The sequence below is a fragment of the Salipiger bermudensis genome, assembly GCF_019801965.1.
GTDB lineage: Bacteria > Pseudomonadota > Alphaproteobacteria > Rhodobacterales > Rhodobacteraceae > Salipiger > Salipiger bermudensis_A.
The window spans coordinates 363,287-382,506 of the sequence record NZ_JAHVIA010000002.1 but is presented as its reverse complement, the minus strand read 5'-3'; the positions used below and the strand labels follow the sequence as shown (position 1 = coordinate 382,506).

21 protein-coding genes are annotated in these 19,220 nt (G+C 67.2%); 12 read left to right on the top strand and 9 right to left on the bottom strand.

Annotation, left to right across the window (positions count from 1 at the left end; all coding sequences use genetic code 11):
• Nucleotides 1–2: 2 nt before the first annotated feature.
• From KUV62_RS05780 to KUV62_RS05740, 9 genes are all read left to right on the top strand, one after another.
• Nucleotides 3–854 (top strand): pseudouridine synthase, encoded by an 852-nt coding sequence (locus KUV62_RS05780; protein ID WP_222602724.1) that lies wholly within the window; start codon nt 3–5, stop codon nt 852–854.
• A gap of 85 nt (nt 855–939) precedes the next feature.
• On the top strand, nt 940–1,140 hold the full coding sequence (locus KUV62_RS05775) for a hypothetical protein (RefSeq protein ID WP_222602723.1): 201 nt from the start codon (nt 940–942) through the stop codon (nt 1,138–1,140).
• A 17-nt stretch (nt 1,141–1,157) separates the two neighbouring features.
• Nucleotides 1,158–2,021: a hypothetical protein gene (locus tag KUV62_RS05770; RefSeq protein WP_222602722.1), complete on the top strand. Its 864-nt coding sequence runs from the start codon at nt 1,158–1,160 to the stop codon at nt 2,019–2,021.
• A gap of 175 nt (nt 2,022–2,196) precedes the next feature.
• Nucleotides 2,197–3,087: a 5-bromo-4-chloroindolyl phosphate hydrolysis family protein gene (locus KUV62_RS05765; RefSeq protein WP_222602721.1), complete on the top strand. Its 891-nt coding sequence runs from the start codon at nt 2,197–2,199 to the stop codon at nt 3,085–3,087.
• A 37-nt stretch (nt 3,088–3,124) separates the two neighbouring features.
• Nucleotides 3,125–4,327 (top strand): toxic anion resistance protein, encoded by a 1,203-nt coding sequence (locus KUV62_RS05760; RefSeq protein ID WP_222602720.1) that lies wholly within the window; start codon nt 3,125–3,127, stop codon nt 4,325–4,327.
• A gap of 3 nt (nt 4,328–4,330) precedes the next feature.
• The gene (locus KUV62_RS05755) at nt 4,331–5,302 is read left to right on the top strand and encodes a DUF2927 domain-containing protein (protein ID WP_222602719.1); all 972 of its coding nucleotides are present in this window, start codon (nt 4,331–4,333) and stop codon (nt 5,300–5,302) included.
• A gap of 65 nt (nt 5,303–5,367) precedes the next feature.
• Nucleotides 5,368–5,793 (top strand): globin domain-containing protein, encoded by a 426-nt coding sequence (locus KUV62_RS05750; protein WP_222602718.1) that lies wholly within the window; start codon nt 5,368–5,370, stop codon nt 5,791–5,793.
• Between the two features lie 491 nt (nt 5,794–6,284).
• A complete protein-coding gene (locus tag KUV62_RS05745) occupies nt 6,285–7,418 on the top strand; it encodes an SPFH domain-containing protein (protein ID WP_222602717.1) in 1,134 nt (377 codons plus the stop codon).
• A 98-nt stretch (nt 7,419–7,516) separates the two neighbouring features.
• Complete coding sequence (locus KUV62_RS05740) at nt 7,517–7,813, top strand: putative quinol monooxygenase (RefSeq protein WP_222602716.1); 297 nt, start codon at nt 7,517–7,519, stop codon at nt 7,811–7,813.
• A 6-nt stretch (nt 7,814–7,819) separates the two neighbouring features.
• On the opposite strand, the gene KUV62_RS05735 is transcribed toward KUV62_RS05740, so the two are convergent.
• Nucleotides 7,820–8,107 (bottom strand): cupin domain-containing protein, encoded by a 288-nt coding sequence (locus KUV62_RS05735; protein ID WP_222602715.1) that lies wholly within the window; start codon nt 8,105–8,107, stop codon nt 7,820–7,822.
• Entirely contained in the window at nt 8,097–8,684 is a 588-nt protein-coding gene (locus KUV62_RS05730) for a hypothetical protein (protein WP_261395340.1), read from the bottom strand. Before KUV62_RS05730 ends, KUV62_RS05735 begins: the two co-directional genes overlap by 11 nt.
• Before the next feature lie 150 nt (nt 8,685–8,834).
• Here KUV62_RS05730 and KUV62_RS05725 point away from each other — a divergent pair, with 150 nt between their 5' ends.
• The 3 genes from KUV62_RS05725 to dtd all read left to right on the top strand — a co-directional run bounded on the left by KUV62_RS05725 (nt 8,835) and on the right by dtd (nt 11,639).
• Nucleotides 8,835–9,920: a TFIIB-type zinc finger domain-containing protein gene (locus KUV62_RS05725; RefSeq protein ID WP_222602714.1), complete on the top strand. Its 1,086-nt coding sequence runs from the start codon at nt 8,835–8,837 to the stop codon at nt 9,918–9,920.
• A gap of 382 nt (nt 9,921–10,302) precedes the next feature.
• Nucleotides 10,303–11,202, top strand: coding sequence for a carbohydrate kinase family protein (locus KUV62_RS05720; protein ID WP_222602713.1), 900 nt, complete (start codon nt 10,303–10,305; stop codon nt 11,200–11,202).
• A complete protein-coding gene (dtd, locus tag KUV62_RS05715; RefSeq protein ID WP_222602712.1) occupies nt 11,199–11,639 on the top strand; it encodes a D-aminoacyl-tRNA deacylase in 441 nt (146 codons plus the stop codon). The genes KUV62_RS05720 and dtd overlap by 4 nt, the downstream gene beginning before the upstream one ends.
• 82 nt (nt 11,640–11,721) lie before the next feature.
• On the opposite strand, the gene KUV62_RS05710 is transcribed toward dtd, so the two are convergent.
• The 7 genes from KUV62_RS05710 to KUV62_RS05680 form a co-directional block, all read right to left on the bottom strand.
• Nucleotides 11,722–12,681, bottom strand: a complete 960-nt coding sequence (locus tag KUV62_RS05710; protein WP_222602711.1) for a 2-hydroxyacid dehydrogenase — start codon at nt 12,679–12,681, stop codon at nt 11,722–11,724.
• Nucleotides 12,678–13,016 (bottom strand): tRNA-binding protein, encoded by a 339-nt coding sequence (locus KUV62_RS05705; protein ID WP_222602710.1) that lies wholly within the window; start codon nt 13,014–13,016, stop codon nt 12,678–12,680. Before KUV62_RS05705 ends, KUV62_RS05710 begins: the two co-directional genes overlap by 4 nt.
• Nucleotides 13,009–13,824: a pyrroline-5-carboxylate reductase gene (gene proC / locus KUV62_RS05700; RefSeq protein ID WP_222602709.1), complete on the bottom strand. Its 816-nt coding sequence runs from the start codon at nt 13,822–13,824 to the stop codon at nt 13,009–13,011. The genes KUV62_RS05705 and proC overlap by 8 nt, the downstream gene beginning before the upstream one ends.
• A 355-nt stretch (nt 13,825–14,179) precedes the next feature.
• A complete protein-coding gene (locus KUV62_RS05695) occupies nt 14,180–15,622 on the bottom strand; it encodes a tannase/feruloyl esterase family alpha/beta hydrolase (protein ID WP_222602708.1) in 1,443 nt (480 codons plus the stop codon).
• Nucleotides 15,623–15,744: 122 nt separating this feature from the next.
• A complete protein-coding gene (locus KUV62_RS05690) occupies nt 15,745–16,245 on the bottom strand; it encodes a YbjN domain-containing protein (RefSeq protein WP_222602707.1) in 501 nt (166 codons plus the stop codon).
• A 303-nt stretch (nt 16,246–16,548) separates the two neighbouring features.
• Nucleotides 16,549–17,094 (bottom strand): DUF3859 domain-containing protein, encoded by a 546-nt coding sequence (locus KUV62_RS05685; RefSeq protein ID WP_222602706.1) that lies wholly within the window; start codon nt 17,092–17,094, stop codon nt 16,549–16,551.
• A 186-nt stretch (nt 17,095–17,280) separates the two neighbouring features.
• Nucleotides 17,281–18,879, bottom strand: a complete 1,599-nt coding sequence (locus KUV62_RS05680; protein ID WP_222602705.1) for a phosphoenolpyruvate carboxykinase — start codon at nt 18,877–18,879, stop codon at nt 17,281–17,283.
• Between the last annotated feature and the right edge of the window lie 341 nt (nt 18,880–19,220).

Below are 19,220 nucleotides of genomic sequence, written 5' to 3'. Positions count from 1 at the left end.
GCATGAAAAAGCCCCCTGCCCGCCCCTCAGCGCCCTACAAGTCCCCGACCGACACGCCTCCCGGCGACCGCATCGCCAAGGTGCTGTCGCGTGCCGGCATCGCCAGCCGGCGCGAGGCCGAGCGGATGATCGAGGAGGGCCGCATCACGGTAAACGGCGAGACCATCGCCAGCCCGGCGCTCAACGTCACCGGCAAGGACAAGATCACCGTCGACGGCAAGCCGCTCGAGGCGCCAGAGGCGCCGCGCATGTGGCTCTACCACAAGCCCGCCGGGCTGGTGACCACCACCAAGGACGAGCAGGGCCGCGAGACCATCTTCGACAAGCTGCCCGAGGATCTGCCCCGGGTGATGACCGTGGGCCGACTCGACCTCAATTCCGAGGGGCTGCTGCTGCTCACCAATGATGGCGGCATCAAGCGCAAGCTCGAGTTGCCCTCGACCGGCTGGCTGCGGCGCTACCGCGTCCGGGTCAACGGCAAGCCCACCGAGGAGATGCTCAAGCCGCTGCGCGACGGCATCACGGTCGACGGCCAGCGGTTCCAGCCAATGCAGGTCGAGATCGACCGCCAGCAGGGCTCCAACGCCTGGCTCACCGTGGGCCTGCGCGAGGGCAAGAACCGCGAGATCCGCCGCGCCATGAGTGACATCGGCCTGACCGTGAACCGGCTGATCCGAATCTCCTACGGGCCGTTCCAGCTGGGCCAGATGAAGGTCGGGGAAGTGGTCGAACTGCGCGGTCGAATCGTCAGGGATCAACTAGGGCTAGAAGGCGCCAAAATTACTCGCCCCGAGCCCAGCCGTCGTCGCAAAGCGCGCCCAATTCCGGACAAATCCCGGCGCGGAAAGACGTAAGTTAATGAAAATTCGTCCTAAAATACTCTATTAAATTCCAGTTTCGCGCCAACATTCTGCCGATTTTGATCGCCATGATGAGGCCATGATGACCACGATCCTGGCCTTTGCGATTCTCTGTGCGAGCACCCTTCTGGTGCTTGGCAACCTGCGCATGGTCGCGCATGATACACGCGTCGCGCTGGTCGAGGCGGTCGGGCGCCTGCGGCGCAGCGGCAACCCCGGGGCCAAGCTCTCCTTCGCGGCGCTCTGGGTGATGATTTTCGCCCTCAGTTTCCTTCTCTGAGACCTGCAGGACGGATGATGATCGACACCGCAGAAGCCCATCGCGCGACACAGAAGGATGACGGGCTCGGACCGCTCGACTCCGGTCTCAGCGTGTTGTTCCTCGCCGCCTTCCCGATCGTGCTGCTGCTGTTCCAGGGCACCGCGACCTCGGTCTTCACCGCCGTTCTCGAACTGGTGCTCTTCGCCGCCGCCCTGCGCATGATCCGGCGCGGTCAGAAGCTGCAAAACGCCTACGAGGCCGCCGCCGCGGCCCGCGCCCCGCGCCTGCCGCGCAAGATCATCGGCGCGCTGCTGATCGGCGTCATGGTGCTGATCCTCGCCGGCCACCACTTCACCGGTCTGCTGGTCCCGGCCGCCTTCGGTGTGCTCGGCACGCTGCTCAGCATCGGCGCCTTCGGCATCGACCCGATGCGCGACAAGGGCGCCCAGGACAGCGAGCCCGAGCCGCTGGCCACCGCGCGCCGCCCGCGCCCCGACACCCAGGTCGCCCTCGACCGCATCGACTCCACGCTGGAGGGCATGATCTGCGAGATCGCCGCCCTCGGGGATACCCAGCTCACCCGCCATTGCGAGGCGCTGAAAGGCGCCGTGATGGGCCTGATCCGTGCGCTTGGCGAGGACCCCGACGGCATGGAGCGCCTGCACAAGCCGGTGGTCAAATTCGTCAAGCTGCTGCGGCGCGAGAATGATGACCTGCTGGCCGCCTGGGACACCGACGAGCGCGACCGCGCACGCCGCCGCTATCGCACCCGGATCACCGCGCTTGGCCAGACCTTCGAGGAATTCGCCCGTAAATCGGGCAAGAAGGCCGGCCGCGACGCCTTCGAGCTGGAAGCCGACCTGCTGTGGAACCGCAAACCGCTCGGACGCGCCGCATAGGCGGAGCCCCGCCGAAGCCCCCCCTAGCAAGTTGCCTTCTTTGCCCCTAAGTTTTCCGGGAACCGCGGAAATATTGGAGGCGGCATGTCCGGCACGGCCCTGCAGAAAGTGGCCTATGTTCTCCTGATCGTGCTCCTTTTCGGGGTGACGTCAGGCTGGCTTGGGGGGCTCTGACATGGCGCAGCGCTATGGTGGCAAATACAGCCCCGACGCCGCCGCGGAAGAGACCGACGACGCGATTCGCCCCAGCCACTACACCGGCGCCCGGGTCGACCCGGTGGGGGCGCGGTCCAACGTGCTCTTCGTTCCGCCCATCGTGCTTGCCGCGACCTCTCTGGGAGACGGTGCCGCCGGGCTCGTGACCGGCCTGCTCGGCGCTGGGGTGCTGCTTGCCGGCGCCTGGCTGCTGCGCGACGGTCTGCGCGCGCAGGCGGCCTTCGACGAGCGCCGCGTGGCGCGCCGCCCGGCCATCCCGCGCAAGATCTTCGCTGCCGGGCTCGCCGGCATCGGGGTCGCCATCGCCGCCTTCAAGTCGGAGCCCGGCCTGGTCGCACCGACGCTCTACGGGCTCTCCGCCGTGGCGCTCCATCTCGGTGCCTTCGGCATCGACCCGCTGAAGAGCAAGGGCATGGAGGGCATCGACAGCTTCCAGCAGGATCGCGTTGCCAAGGTGGTGGACGAGGCCGAGACCTATCTCGCCGAGATGGCAGACGCGGTGCGCCGCGCCGGGGATCGCGAGGTCGAGGCGCGGGTCGAGCGCTTCCGCCTGAAGGCGGCCCAGCTCATCCGCACCGTCGAGGAAGACCCGCGCGACCTGACCGCGGCACGGCGCTATCTCGGCGTCTACCTGATGGGCGCGCGCGACGCGGCGGTGAAATTCGCCGATATCTACAGCCGCACGCAGGATCGCAATGCGAAACGCGATTTCCTGCTGCTGCTGACCGATCTCGAAGAGAGCTTCGGACAGAAGAACGAAAAACTGCTGCTCGACAACAATGCCGATCTCACCGTCGAGATCGACGTCTTGCGGGATCGATTGAAACGGGACGGCGTGCGGCTGCGTTGAGCCTGCGTCGCGCCAGAACAGGATTGGGGGATACGGGATGTCCGAGAAGGTGAAAGCAGAGGCGCAGCAGACGCTGGCGATGGTCGACGAGGTCAATGCCGTGGTGCTGCCCGAGCCGGGTGAGGCTCAGGCGGTGGTCTCGCTCGAAGAGGCCTCGCCCGAGGTTGGCGAGGAAATCCGTGCGCGCATGGACGAGATAGACATGAGCGACACCAACTCGATCGTCTCCTTCGGCTCGGGCGCGCAGGTCGAGCTGCAGGAGATCAGCCAGTCGATGCTCGACGGCGTGCGCAACAAGGATGTCGGCCCCGCCGGTGACAGCCTGCGCGACATCGTCACCACGATTCGCGGCTTCTCGATCTCCGAGCTCGACGTGCGCCGCGACCGCAGCTGGTGGGAGAAGCTGCTCGGACGCGCCGCCCCCTTCGCCAAGTTCACCGCCCGCTACGAAGAGGTGCAGGGCCAGATCGACAACATCACCGACAGCCTGCTCAAGCACGAGCACACGCTGCTCAAGGACATCAAGTCGCTCGACCTGCTCTACGAGAAGACCCTCACCTTCTACAACGAGCTGGCGCTCTACATCGCCGCCGGCGAGGAGAAGCTGAAGGATCTCGACACCGTCACCATCCCCGCCAAGGAGGCCGAGGTTCAGGCCGCGGCCGAGAACGATCAGGTGATGACCGCGCAGGAGCTGCGCGACATGCGTGCCGCGCGCGATGATCTCGAGCGCCGGGTGCACGATCTCAAGCTGACGCGACAGGTCACCATGCAGTCCCTGCCCTCGATCCGGCTGGTGCAGGAGAACGACAAGAGCCTCGTCACCAAGATCAACTCGACCCTGGTCAACACCGTGCCGCTCTGGGAAACCCAGCTGGCGCAGGCCGTCACCATCCAGCGCTCGGCCGAGGCCGCGAGCGCGGTGCGCAGCGCCAACGACCTCACCAACGAGCTGCTGACCAAGAACGCCGCCAACCTGCGCGAGAGCAACAAGGCGATCCGCACCGAGATGGAGCGCGGCGTGTTCGACATCGCGGCGGTGAAGCAGGCCAATGCCGACCTGATCGCCACCATTCAGGAGAGTCTGCAGATCGCCGACGAGGGCAAGGCCAGGCGCGCTGCCGCCGAGGCCGATCTCAAGACCATGGAGCACGAGTTGCGCGACACGCTCGCCTCCGCCAAGGCGCGCCGCGACGGCGTCGGCGACAATGCCGGCACCGCCGTGCCGAAAAGCGCCTGAGCCATGCGCGGGCGCTGGTCTCATATCGGGGCGACCTTCGGGCTGCTCGCGGGTCTCGCGGCCTGCGACGGCTCGCAGCTGGCGCCGCGCCAGACCGACGTGCCGCCCAGCGCCCGGCCAGAGGGGCTCAAGCCCGAGGCGGCGCCCGCGACTCCGCGCCGGCGCTCCCTCGCCAGCCGCGATCTCGAGACCTACTACGCCAGCGTGCAGGCCGACCTGCTGGCGCAGGGGCTGCTGCGCACCGATGGTGGCGGCGCCGACACCCCCTTCACCGACACCATGCTGCTGCGCAATTTCGAGCGAATCGCTCTGGCCGAGGAATACGAGCGCGGCGCCGGGCTCCGCCCGTCTCGGGGCGAGCTCGGGCGGATCAAGAAATGGGTCAAGCCGGTGCGGGTCTCTGTGGAGTTCGGCACGCTGGTGCCACAGAACCAGCGGGTGCAGGACAGCAACATGGTGGCGCAATATGTGCGCCGTCTCGCCAATGTCAGCGGCCACCCGATCGAAATGAGCGACAGCGGCACCAATTTCCACGTGCTCTTCATGTCGGAAGACGACAAGGCCGAGATCGCGCCGCGCATCCGCGCACTGGTGCCGGACGTGAACCCCACCTCGCTGCGCATCTTCGACAACCTGCCGCGCTCGATCCACTGTCTCGTCATCGCCTTTTCCGAGACGCCGGGCGGCTATGCCTATGGCGAGGCGATCGCGGTGATCCGCTCCGAGCATCCCGACCTGCTGCGCCGCTCCTGCGTGCACGAGGAAATGGCGCAGGGCCTCGGGCTCGGCAACGACTATCCGCAGGCGCGCCCGTCGATCTTCAACGACGATGACGAATTCGCCCTGCTGACCACCCACGATGAGCTGCTGCTCAAGCTGCTCTACGATCCGAAGGTGAAGCCGGGCATGGACGCGGACGAGGTCCGCCCGATCGTCGCCTCCCGTGCCGCCGAGCTGATGGGCGGCCCGTCCTGAGCCCCGCTTAAGCGGGCGTTTACCTCTCGGGCGTAGCACCGTACCCGCATGACCGGGACGGAACGATGTTCGACAACGCCACGAAACAACAGGTTCTCTCCAGCGCCCTGCGGCTGCGTCTCGCGAGCAGCGCGCTGACGCAGGATTTCTACGACCGGCTCTTCGAACGCGCGCCCGAGCTGCGCACCATGTTTCCCTCCGACATGTCGGCGCAGTCCGACAAGCTCTTCGACATGGTGCTCGTGCTGGTGCAATCGCTCGATCATCTGCAGATGCTGGTGACCGAGATCGAGGCGCTCGGCGTGCGGCATCTTGAATACGGCGTGACGGAGGATCAGTATGCGCTGGTCTCAGAGGTGCTGCTCGACACGCTGCAATACCATGTCGCCGATTGGTGCGAGGCCGATCGCAAGGCCTGGTCGCTGCTGCTCGACTATGTCTGCGATCTAATGATCACCGGCGCCCGGGATCATGCCAGCTCCGCCGCCTGAACCGGGCGCCGTGCCTGCCCCACCTCGGATCGGCCGCCTAGGGCCAGTGCGCCCGAAAGTCCCGCCCGGCGCCCCTGCCAGCACCAATCGGCATCCCCGCCAACTCCACCGCCGGGCGGCCCCGCATGGTCCAATCGAGCTCGGTCACCCGGGCCCTGTGCCCCGTTCGTTCCAACCGGCGTTATTGCCAGCTCCAATCAGGCAGTCCCGCGAACTCCACCGCCGGATCCCGTCGCCCCCGGGCGCTCCGCGCGAGATCCCAGCCCACGCCGCCTGCGCCGCGCCTGCGGCCCCGTGGCGCACACCACCTGCCCGCCGACCGGGGGCGCACGACCCGACCGCGCCTCAGGCGGAGAGCCTCCTGCCGCATCCATTGCGGCCCTCTCTTCCGCCAGCGCCCGCCCTTCCCGGCGGTTTCCGCCCGCCGCCGCTTGTGTCCGGCCAAGCGGTGGTTAAGTTGAGGGCAAACGCAGTTTCAGCGGGGCACCGCCATGGGCATTCTCGATTTCCTTTCCGGTCAGTTCATCGACGTCATCCACTGGGTCGACAACACCCGCGACACGATGGTCTGGCGCTTCGAGCGCGAAGGGCACGAGATCAAGTACGGCGCCAAGCTCACCGTGCGCGAGGGGCAGGCAGCGGTCTTCGTCCACGAGGGCCAGCTGGCGGATGTCTTCACCCCCGGTCTCTACATGCTCGAGACCAACAACATGCCGATCATGACCAGCCTGCAGCACTGGGATCACGGCTTCCGCTCGCCCTTCAAATCCGAGATCTACTTCGTCAACACGACGCGGTTCAACGGCCTGAAATGGGGCACCAAGAACCCGATCATCTGCCGGGACCCCGAGTTCGGCCCGGTGCGCCTGCGCGCCTTCGGCACCTACTCCGTTCGCGTCACCGACCCGGCGCGCTTCCTCAGCGAGATCGTCGGCACCGATGGCGAGTTCACCTCCGACGAGATCAGCTTCCAGATCCGCAACATCATCGTTCAGGAATTCTCCCGCCTGATCGCGGGCTCGGGCATCCCGGTGCTCGACATGGCGGCCAACACCCAGGAGCTCGGCAAGATGCTCGCCGACGGCATCTCGGCGACCATCGCGGAATACGGCCTGTCGCTGCCCGAACTCTATATCGAGAACATCTCGCTGCCCCCGGCGGTCGAGGCGGCGCTCGACAAGCGCACATCGATGGGCGTGATCGGCAATCTCGACGCCTACACCAAGTTCCAGGCCGCCGAGGCGCTCGGGCAGGAAGGCTCCGCCGCCGGACAGGCGATGGGCACCGGTTTCGGCGCGGGTCTCGGCATGTCGATGGGGGCGCAGATGACCGGCGCGCAGCCCGGCCCTTGGGGTGCCCGGCCCGCGCCCGCCGCGCAGCAGCCCACCGCTGCCGCCCCGCCTCCTCCCCCGCCGCCGGTGGAGCATGTCTGGCACCTGGCCGAGAATGGCCAGACCAGCGGGCCGTTCTCCAAGGCACGGCTCGGGCGCATGGTCACCGAGGGCGGGCTCAGCCGCGAAACCTATGTCTGGACGCAGGGTCAGGATGGCTGGAAGCGCGCCGAGGACGTGGCCGAGCTGGCGCAGCTCTTCACCGTGATGCCGCCCCCGCCGCCGGGCGCCTGAGCGACAGCCGAGGCCAAACGTGCTACCCTGCCCGAAGGCAGGGGCCCGACCTCAGAGGCCATCAGACGGGCGGGAACCGCATTTCAGGAGGTTCCCCGATGATCCTGCGGCTCTTTCAAGTCACGACCCGCCCCGGCAAGGAAGCGGAGTTCTCCCGCTTCTTTCACGAGGTCGCGATCCCCTTGATGAACACCACCGACGGCATCGTCTCGGTGATGCCCGGTGCCGCGCGGGCCGAGAGCCCGCGCGAGTTCGCTTTCGTGATGGTCTGGCGCGATCTCGATGCGCTCAAGGCCTTTGTCGGCGAGGACTATACCACGCCGCATATCGATCCCGCCGAGGACGCGCTGGTCGAGTCGCGCACGATCCGCCATTACGACCTCGCCGAGATCTGAGCCGCCTCAGGCCACCAGCTCGATCTCGATGAAGCTCATCGGCGTGTCGCCGTAATTGATGACGTTGTGCTCGGTGCCGGCATCACGGCGATAGGCCTCGCCCGCCTTCGTCACCACCTCGCGCACCTCGCCGCCGGGCAGCTGCAGCCGCATGGTCAGGTCGGTCAGTGCCACGATGACGTAATCGTATTCATGCACATGCCAGCCGGTCTCGGCACCGGGCGCGAAATCGAACCTCGTGACGCGGGTCTTGGCGTCCGAGATCATCTGGGTGGCAGAGGCTTCATTGCACATCTGTTAAGTCCTTCGGTTGGGGAGAAGAGATCGGGGAGAGCGCGCTCATCATCAGCGGGCCCGTGCAGGCATCGGCGGGGAAGCTCAGCGCATCGTCGCGGAGCGCCGGGAACGGGCGCTCGGGGGGCACTTGCGAGGCGAGGATCAGCGTGCCGTCGATGCACAGATCCTGCGCCGCGTTGCCGATGTTGAAGCCGAAGCCGCCGGCGCCGCAATCGGTGCCGAACCCGTCCATGTTCCACGCCTGCGGCATCATCGCGCCCTCGCCGAAGACGGCGAATTCCGAGCTCTGCGGCAGGAAGGTCAGCACCCAGCTGGTCTCCTCGTTGAGCATCGAGAGCGCCCAGCGCCCGACCGGATCGCCGTCGCGGCTGCCCTCGATGAAGAAGCAGGTTAGGTCGCTGGCCATGACGATGCCGCCGCTGAGCAGGTCGGCATCGAAAGACATGCCGCCGCGCATCACGTAGCCGCCCCCGCCCTGCCACTCGAAGCGGTAGCGTGCCTCCTCGGCGCTGGTGGCCCCGGCGGAAAGGCAGAGCAGCCCCCCTGCCAGCGCGGCGTTCATGCGGTGTCTCATGGCGAGCCTGCAGCGTTCCCGTGTCGTTTCGCGGCCCGCGCTGCGGGCCCGTCCGGGGCCACCCTAGACAGCCGTTCCGGAAAGGAAAACCGGGTTCCATCGCCCCGGCATCCGACCTAGGGTCGGCCTGCCGGAAACAATGGGGCCGTGATGACCGAGGAACACCGTTTTCCCTGCCAGCAATGCGGCGCCGATTACCGCTACGATCCCGCCAAGGGGCAGCTGGTCTGTGACCATTGCGGCGACGTGCAGGAGATCGCCGAGAGCGGGCCGTGGTCCAATTCGATCCGCGAGCTCGATTTCCGCGCTGCCATCGACGATCTGCTGCCGCTGCAGGAGATGGAGGAACTGCGGGTCACCCAATGCCCCAATTGCGGCGCCGAGGTCGAGTTCGACCCCGACACCCACGCCACCGAATGCCCGTTCTGCGCCACCCCCGTGGTCACCGACACCGGCACCCACCGGCAGATCAAGCCGCGCGGCGTGCTGCCCTTCATCCTCGATGAACGCGCCGCCCATGATGCCATGACGGGCTGGCTCGGTCGGCTCTGGTTCGCGCCGAACGGATTGAAGGAATACGCCCGCAAGGGGCGCAAGATGCAGGGCATTTACGTGCCCTACTGGACCTTCGACGCGCAGACCCACTCGGCCTATCGCGGCCAGCGCGGCACGGTCTATCACGAGCGCCGCACGGTGATGCGCGACGGCAAGCGCCAGACCGTGCAGGTCGCCAAGGTGCGCTGGCGCTCGGTCTCGGGCCGCGTGGCGCGGTTCTTCGACGACGTGCTGGTGCTGGCCTCGCGCTCGCTGCCGAAAAAGTTCACCGACGCGCTCGAGCCCTGGGATCTGACTAGGCTCGAACCCTACCAGCCGGAGTTTCTCGCGGGCTTCCGCGCCGAGGGCTACCAGGTCGATCTCGACGAGGGCTTCCGCGAGGCCCGCGCCATCATGGACCGGCAGATCGAGCGCGACGTGAAGTTCGACATCGGCGGCGACCGCCAGCGCATCGAGGGCGTCGACACCCAGGTTTCGGCGGTCACCTTCAAACACGTGCTACTGCCGGTCTGGCTCGCGGCCTACAAGTACCGCGGCGAGACTTACCGCTTCGTGGTCAACGGCACCACCGGGCGGGTGCAGGGCGAACGGCCATGGTCGGCCTGGAAGATCGCGGCCGCGGTGGTGCTGGGGCTGATCGTTGCCGGGATCGCCGGGTTCATCTTCGCCCAGGGGCAATAGCCCGATGAAATAGGGCGGGCATCGCTGCCCGCCCTACGTCACGGCATCCGGGACCGGTCTCGGGGGAAGGCGGGACGGGGATCTCCGCCTTGGTCGACCTATCCCTTGGTCACCGTGATCGTCCTGCCCCGGCTCTCCTCCGGCGCTATCCTCGGGGCAGTGATCTCAGGCCCGCCTGTTGCCGATCATCGCGCCAGCGGCGCAAACCGGCCCAGACATGGGCACCGGCCGCTTCATCGTATCGGCCCTAACACACTGTCCTCCCAACATATGCCATTTTGCGACTGTTTCGCCCGCACCGCCTTGATCCGGCGCAAATCCGGGCCTTGTTTCCGGCCCCGCAACGCGGCAAGTTGCAGCGCTAACAGAGGGAGGACCGAAGATGATCCTGTGCTGCGGCGAATCGCTGATCGACATGCTGCCCCGGACCGCCACCACCGGCGAGCCGAGCTTTGCCCCCGTCGCCGGCGGCGCAGTGTTCAACACCGCCATCGCGATCGGCCGACTCGGCGCCCCGAGCGGCTATCTCGGCGGCATCTCGACCGATCTCTTCGGCACCGTGCTGGCCGATGCGCTCAGCGCCTCTCGGGTGGATTTCGCGCTCTCCCCGCGTTCCGACCGCCCGACCACCCTGGCCTTCGTCACCCTGACCGACGGCCATGCGCAATACGCCTTCTACGACGAGAACACCGCCGGGCGGATGCTGTCGGAAGACGACCTGCCCGCGCTTGGCGACGAGACCGAGGCGCTGTTCTTCGGCGGCATCAGCCTGGTCTCCGAGCCGGCCGCCGACAGCTACGCGGCGCTCTGCGCGCGGGCCGGCGAGCGGCTGGTGATGATCGATCCCAACATCCGCCCCGGCTTCATCACCGACGAGCCGCGCTACCGCGCCCGGCTCGAGGCGATGCTGGCCCGCGCCGATATCGTCAAGATCTCCGACGAGGACATGGCCTGGCTCGGCACCACCCCCGCGGCGCTGATCGCAGGCGGCGTGGCGCTGGTGCTCGAGACCCGTGGCGCCGAGGGCGTGGTGGCCTATTCCGCCGCCGGCGAGATCTCTGTCCCGGCGGAGCGCGCCGAGGTGGTCGACACCGTGGGCGCGGGTGACACGTTTAACGCCGGCCTCCTGGCCGGGCTCTGGCGCGACGGGCTGCTGTCGCGTGGCTCGGTGCGCGGCGCGGCGCTGGAAGACCTGCGCGCGGCGATCGCGCTCGGCGCCAGGGCGGCGGCGGTCACCGTCAGCCGCGCCGGCGCCAACCCGCCCTGGGAGACCGAGCTGTGAGAGCGCTGATCCAGCGAGTCTCCGAGGCCCGCGTGACGGTCGAGGGCGCGGTGCTGGGCGAGATCGGCCCCGGGCTTCTGGTGCTGGTCTGCGCCATGCAGGGCGACAGCGAAGCGCAGGCCGACAAGCTCGCCGCCAAGATCGCCAAGCTGCGGATCTTCAAGGACGACGCCGACCGCATGAACCTCTCGGTGCGCGATGTCTCGGGCGCGGCGCTGGTGGTGAGCCAGTTTACCCTCGCCGCCGAGACCAAGGGCAACCGTCCGGGCTTTTCCACCGCCGCCGCCCCGGACGAGGGCAAGCGGCTCTACGAGCATTTCGGCGCCAGGCTGCAGGCCGAGGGCGTGCCCGTGGCCACCGGCCGTTTCGGCGCCGACATGAAGGTGGCGCTGGTCAATGACGGCCCGGTGACGATCTGGCTCGACACCGACAGCTGAGCGCCGGCGCGGCTCCCGCCCATCCGCAAGGAGCGCCGCGCCAGCCTCTTTCCCAAGCGTCACAACGCCGCAGCCCGGGCGGCTACGCTCCGACCCGGTTCGGCACCTCTTCTCCCGCGAAGAAGACCCGCAGGTTCTCGACCGCCATCCGCCCCATGTCCTCGCGCACTTCCAGCGTCGAGGTTCCCAGGTGCGGCAGCAGCACCACGTTGTTGAGCGCCCTGAGCGCCTCGGGCACCTTGGGCTCGAACTCGTAGACGTCGAGCCCCGCCCCGCCGATCTGCCGTGCCTCCAGCGCCGCGATCAGCGCCGCCTCGTCGACGATGTCACCGCGGGCGATGTTGACCAGATGCGCCGTGGGCTTCATCGCCGCCAAAACGCCTTTATCGACCATATGATGGGTTTCGGGGCTCGCCGGGACCGACACCACCAGCACGTCGACCTCCGCCGCCAGCGCCTCGGGCGAGCCGTAGCGCTCGGCCGGGAAATCGAGGCTCTTCTCGGAGCGCGAGGCATAGGCCACCGACATGCCGAAGCCGAAATGGCAGCGCCGCGCAATGGCCTGCCCGATGCGGCCCATGCCGAGGATGCCGACGCGCTTGCCGGTCATGTGCAGACCCAGCATCTGCACAGGGTGCCAGCCCTCCCATCGCCCCGACCGCACCAGCCGCTCGCCCTCGGCGGCACGGCGGCAGGACATCAGCATCAGCGTCATGGCGATATCGGCGGTGGCGTCGGTGACGGCGCCGGGGGTGTTGGTCACGGTGATCCCGGCGGCCTTGGCAGCGGCCACGTCGATATGGTTGAAGCCCACGCCGAAGTTCGCGAGGATCTTCGCCCGCGGCGCGCCCGCCTGCGCGAAGATCTCCGCCGAGAAGCCGTCGCCCAGCGTCACCAACACGCCGTCATAGCCCGCGAGCGCCTCGAGCATCTCGTCGCGGCTCAGCGGGTAGGGGCTGTCACGGTAGGTGACGTCGAACAGCGCGCGCGCCTCTGCCACCACGCTTTCGGGCAGGTTGCGACCGATCAGAACCCTGCTCAATGCAGCCGTGCCCCGAGGGGCACCTCCCCGTCGGGACCGGCCAGCACGATCGCACCGGCGGCGTCGGTGAAGCCCAGCGTCAGGCATTGCGACATGAAGGGGCCGATCTGGCGCGGCGGGAAGTTCACCACCGCCATCACCTGCCGGCCCACGAGCGCCTCGGGGGTATAATGCTCGGTGATCTGCGCCGAGCTCTTCTTCTCGCCGATCTCGGGCCCGAAATCGATCCAGAGCTTGATCGCGGGTTTGCGCGCCTCGGGGAAGGGCTCGGCCCGGATCACCTTGCCGACGCGGATGTCGACCTCGAGGAAATCGTCATAGCTGATCTCAGCCATTGGCCAGCTCCCGCGAGCGATCGGCAGCGGCGGCCACGGTGGCCTTCACCAACGGCGGCAGGCCGGTCTGCGCGTTCATCAGCACCTCGAGCCCAGCCTGCGTCGTGCCGTTGGGCGAGGTCACGTTGCGGCGCAGCTGGGCGGGATCCTCCGCGGCCTGCATGGCCAGCGCCCCGGCGCCGGCGACGGTCGCCTTGGCCAGCTGCATGGCGAGCTCGGGGGCCAGCCCCTGCGCCTCGCCCGCCGCAGCCAGGCACTCGATCATGTGAAACACGTAGGCCGGACCCGAGCCGCTCACCCCGGTCACCGCGTCCATCTGCGCCTCGCCCTCGAGCCGCACCACATCGCCCACCGCCGAGAGCAGCTCCTCGGCCTGCGCCAACTGCGCCTCTGAGGCATGCGCGTTGCCGATGATCGCGGTGATCCCCTGCCCCACCGCGGCGGGCGTGTTGGGCATGGCGCGGATGATCGGGGTCTCCTTGCCAAGCGCTGCCTCGTAGCTGGCGATGGTGACACCGGCAGCGACCGACAGGAACAGCGTGGTGCCGTTGCCGAGCGGCTGCAGCACCGGCAGCGCCTCGGCCATCATCTGCGGCTTCACCGCCACCAGAACGATGGCCGGATCCGCGGGCAGTTCGGCGTTGAGCTTGACCCCCTGCGCCTGCAGCCAGTCCGACGGTCGCGGATCCATCACCCAGACCGATCCCGCGGGCAGCCCGCGCTTCAGCCAGCCCTCGAGCATAGCCGAACCCATCTTGCCGCAGCCCAGCAGGACCAGCCCGCGCCGCGCGATTTCACCGTGTTCCATCTTCGTCACTCTCCCGTTCTCGGCGCCAATCTGTCGCGAGAGCCAGCAGGTTGCAAGCCGGCGGGGCATGGATGCCGGCGCGATACTCGAGCGGTTCACCTGGGGGGCCGGGGTGGGGGGGCCAGCCCCCTCTTTGCGCAAGCGCAAATTCACCCCCGAGGTATTTTTGAACCAGAGAAGACATGAGGCGCGCGCGCCTGGCTTCTCTTCGTCAAAAATACTCCCGCCGGAGGCAGGTCGAAGGATGCCGCGTGCCGGATGTCTGGCATAGGCGAGGCGGCGCCGTGATGTCGGCGAGGACGCCCGCCAGGGCGGAGGAGCGGCGCCGGGCTCGGGGGGCCGGCGCCGCGCAGGGTCATTGCGCCATAATCGAGGTGGGGGCCGTGCCCTCGCTGAGCCATGTCTCGAGCGGCGTCATAGGATCGAGCGCCGCGGCATTGATGCCACCGGGGCCGGGAAGGATCCCGCAATGGTCGAGCCCCGGCACCATGAAGAGCGCCACGTTCTCCTTCAGCGCCTCCTCGGAGCCCGCCAGAGCCGCGGCCTTCTCATACCACTCGACGGTCTTGTAGGGCGTGACGATGGCATCCGCCCAGCCATGCCAGACGATCATCTTTCCGCCCGCCGCCCGGAAGGCCGAGAGATCCGGGCTGTCGCCGTTATAAACCTCGGCCATGGTTTCGAGCCGCGCCGGATCGGTCTCGAAATCGAAGGCCGCCGGGGTCCAGTCCGGGCCGGGATCGGTGGGGAAAGCCATATAGCGGCCGAAATCGGTGTTGAACGCCGGCACGAGGCGACCCGCGCCCTGCTCGTTGCCGGTGAGCCAGAGCCACCAGAACGGCTCGGAGCCCTCCGGAATGCCGCCCGGGTAAAGCTGGGTGCCGTCCGGGCTCTGCGGCCCCTGCCGCCACTTGGTGAGCGTCACGCTCTCCTCTTCGCTCAGGCACGAGGCCGTGTCCTCGGCCTGGCAGGCCAGCGCCGACAGGTCGATCTCGCAGGCGCGGGGATCGGCAATCAGACCGTCCTCGCTGCCATCAACCCCGTCGCATTGCGCCATCACGGCCTCGCCGATCAGCGTGGCCTCGCCCGGGCCGAGGATCTGGCTGCCATCCTCGGCGGTATTGGCCTGCGTCAGCCACGCCATCTTGGTTGCCACCAGCCCGGTGTAATCCATCGCCGGCGCCCCGGAGATGATGCCGTCAAACATCTCGGGATAGCGCTGCGCCGCCACATGCGCCATGCGCCCGCCGGTCGAACAGCCCTGGAAGATCGCCTGCTCGGACGCCCCCTCGTAGAACGCCCCGATCAGCGCCTGGGCGACGCGATGCGTCTCGCCGATCGAGCGCCAGCCCCAGTCGCGCTCACCGTTGGGGTTGTTCATCGCCCAGCTGCCATCGGTGACCGAGAGCCCATGGTGGCCGCTGTCGGAGGTCGCCGTGGCGTAGCCCCGTTCGAGCCCCGGGCGCATCGCGTTGACCCAGCCGCCGCCGGCATCGGCGCGGCCGAGAATGCCGCAGAGCCCGCCGCAGCCCGCCTGGTAATACTTGCCGTTCCACCCTTCCATCGGCAGCCGCACTTCGATCGAGATCGCCGGGCGCGCGGTGGCGCGGATCTCGCAATAGGCCGGCAGCGTGTCGGCGGCGGGCATCACCCGCGCCGAGGTGACGAAGGCGGCGTCGATCACCGTGTCGCGCAGAGCGCTGCACTGGCTCTCGCTCGCCGCGGGCTGATCCTGCTGCGCTTGCGCCGGAACGGCAGCGGCCATGGCAAGCGCCATGGCCGGTACGAGGTATCTCATGTCTTTCCTCCCAAAGTTGTCCTCTGAAGGAAGGATCGCGTCAAACTGGCGACCCGGCAAGCTCTGACTTCACGTCGGCCGCCGCACCGCCCAAGATTTTTCGACGAAAAATCTTCCGCGCCTCAGGCCCGGCCATAGGCTTCCGCGATGGCGATCTGAACCGCCTCGGATGCCGGCTTGTTGGCCCAGGCCACCAGCTGGAAGGCCGGGTAGTAGCGCTCGCAGGCCAGCACCGCCGCCGAGATCATCGTGTCGATCTGCTCGGGGCAGGCGCTCTGGCCGCCGGCCAGCACCAGGCCGTAGCGGTAGACCATCAGCTTGGGCTCGGCCCAGAAGCTGAACGACCCCGCCCAGCACTGATCGTTGACTGTGTTGAGCGCCGCGAAGAGCTCCGGCAGGGTCTCCTGCGGCGGCTCCATCTCGAAGCTGCAGATCAGACGCAGGGTCTCGTCATAGGGCGACCAGGCAAGGGTGATCGAATAGGTGCGCCACTGGCCCTCGACGGCCATCGCGATCTGGTCTTCACCGACACGGTCGAAATCCCAGTCGTGGTGTTCGGCCAGCGTCTCGACGATGTCGATCGGGTGAATCTCGTCGCTCAGAAACTCTTCGGACAGTGCCATGCGCCACCTCATTTTTGCTGTAGCGCCGGGGAACGGGCAGCGCCCCAAGCGCTAGCTGACTGCTCTAGGGGCTGGGAGTTGTTTCCCTCCCCTTACCAGATATCGTGCCTGTGGCATGCATGTACTGTAAAGCGAAATATTTGAGACACACTCAATAAGTTGTGGATGGCTGACGCCTCCGCCCAAGATAAACGCTGTGGATATGTGGAGCGTTCTGGGGAGCGATCGCGCCCTCGAGCGCGCAAGCGCCTACCCTGCCGGGCCCGGAAGCGCCGCTGCAGAGCCCGTCGGATCTGTGGACAGTCAGGAGACGAAATCCTGCCCGTAGCACACCGAAAGCACTGCCGGCGCCGCGAGCTCCGAGACCACTTCGAAATGCTGCTCCATCAACCGCTCGCCATCCGCCTCGATCGCCATGACCCAGGGGCCCGGGACCATCTCGTAGGGGAACTCGAAGGTGAAGAGGTTGAGGCTGGCGCGGCCCTCAGAGAGCGGCGAGGTCCAGGTTTCGGTGGTCACCCCCTCAGGGCCCATCGGCGGGTGGGTGACGAGGATCGTCACGTCGCGATCGCCCGCGCCCGGGCGCAGGGTGAACTTCACCCCGAAGCTGATGCCCGCCTTGGCCGGCACCACGCGGGTCGTCACATCCATGTCGCGGGTCTGCTCGATGAGGTTGATCGCGCCGACCAGCGTATCCGGCGCCGCGCGCGACCCCTCCGGCGTGACCTGACAGATGACGCCGTGGTCGATGAGGATCACCGGCTCGCGGGCGTAGGACTCGCCCGGCGCCGCGTCGGCCATCGGGGCAAGCGCCAGGGCGGCGCAGAGGGCAGAAAGCAGACGAACCATCGGGATCTCCGGTGCGAGGATGCGCCCCTGCCATAGCGGCTTCGCTGCAGCACGCAAAGCCCCCGCCCCCTGCCATCGGCGCAACTGGTGACAATCCGCCCGATCGCGCAGCCCTCCGGCCTCCGGACATGCAAACGCCCGCCGCTTGTGCGACGGGCGCTGCAGATCTTGCGAGAGCGGTCAGGCTCAGCCGATGGCGGCGGCCTTCACATCTTCGTCGATGTAAGGCACGTATTGCTCGAAGTTGTCGGCAAACATCTTCACCAGCTTTTGCGCCTGCGCGTCGAAGGCCTCCTTGTCCGACCAGGTGCGGCGCGGATCGAGCAGCAGCTCGGGCACGCCCTCGACCGAGACCGGCACCTCGAAGCCGAAGTTCGGATCCTTGCGGAACTCGACCTTCGCCAGCGAGCCGTTCAGCGCGGCGTGCAGCAGCGCGCGGGTGGCCTTGATCGGCATCCGGTGGCCGGTGCCGTAGGCACCGCCGGTCCAGCCGGTGTTGACCAGCCAGCAGGTCGCGCCGTGCTTGGCGATCTTGTCGCGCAGCAGGTTGCCATACATCTCGGGACGCAGCGGCATGAAAGGCGCGCCGAAGCAGGTCGAGAAGGTCGGCTGCGGCTCGGTGATGCCACGCTCGGTGCCGGCAACCTTCGAGGTGAAGCCCGACAGGAAGTGATACATCGCCTGCGCCGGGGTCAGCCGCGCGATCGGAGGCAGGACGCCGAACGCGTCGCAGGTCAGCATGATGATGTTTTTCGGGTGGCCGCCGAGCGCGGTAGACGACGCGTTCGAGATATACTCGAGCGGGTAGGCGCAGCGCATGTTGGCGGTCAGGCTGTCATCGTCGAAATCCAGCTCGAAGGTCTCTTCGTCGTAGATCATGTTCTCGATGACGGTGCCGAATTTCGAGGTCGTTGCGTAGATCTCGGGCTCGGCCTCGGCGGAGAGGTTGATGGTCTTGGCGTAGCAGCCGCCCTCGAAGTTGAAGGTGCCGCGATCCGACCAGCCATGCTCGTCATCGCCGATCAGGACGCGCTCGGGATCGGCCGAGAGGGTGGTCTTGCCGGTGCCCGACAGGCCGAAGAAGATCGCGGTGTCGACCGGGTTGTTCGGCGCGTGGTTGGCCGAGCAGTGCATCGCCATGATGCCCTTGAGCGGCAGCATGTAGTTGAGCAGCGTGAACACCGACTTCTTGTTCTCGCCGGCATATTCGGTACCGCCGATCAGGATCGTCTTGCGGTCGAAGTTGAGCGCGATGACGGTGTCGGAGCGGCAGTTGTGACGCTCGGGATCGGCCTTGAAGCTCGGGCAGTTGATGACGGTGAAATCCGCCATGAACGAATCCAGCGTGTCGCGCTCCGGGCGACGCAGCATGTGGCGGATGAACAGGCCATGCCAGGCCAGCTCGGTCACCATCCGCACCTTGATCGAGTAGGCCGGGTCGGCGCCGCCGATCAGGTCCTCGACGAAGTACTCACGGCCCTTCATGTGCTCGAGCATGTCATTGTAGAGGGTATCGAACCCCTCGGGCGACATGGCGCGGTTGTTTTCCCACCAGATCTTGTCGGCGACGGAGTCGGTCTTGACCACGTGCTTGTCCTGCGGCGAGCGGCCGGTGAACTTGCCGGTGGTCACGTAGAAGGCGCCACCCTTGCCGAGCGTGCCTTCGCCGCGCTTCAGGGCGGCCTCGATCAGCGCCGGCTCCATAAGATTGTAATAGACATTCCCCAGGCCCTCGATCCCTTGATCTTCAAGCCGGAAATCCGGGTTCACCCGTCCAAATGTCATCTGCCAAGCTCCTGTAGCCGCACCAACCGCGGCGGTCGTTAAGTCACGGCGAAAAGGTCTTGAATCCACCTCAGCCGACCGGTGATGACCACCACCGGCAAAATCTGCTTTAACACGGCGTTTCCGGGTCGGAACAGGACACATGTCAAAGTTAGCGCAACCAAATATCGTTTAGCGTTAGCACTGGCGAAAGCTTGCTGCGCAGGGGCCCCGCGCTGAGACATTTTAGCCATTCCTTATGGATATTCGTCCGGAATAAGGCGGCGAGCGGGCCTGATTCGTAGTTTGGGATTGTTGTAAAGTGCAAATTCCCGCATAGTGACGAAAAAATCAGGCATTAC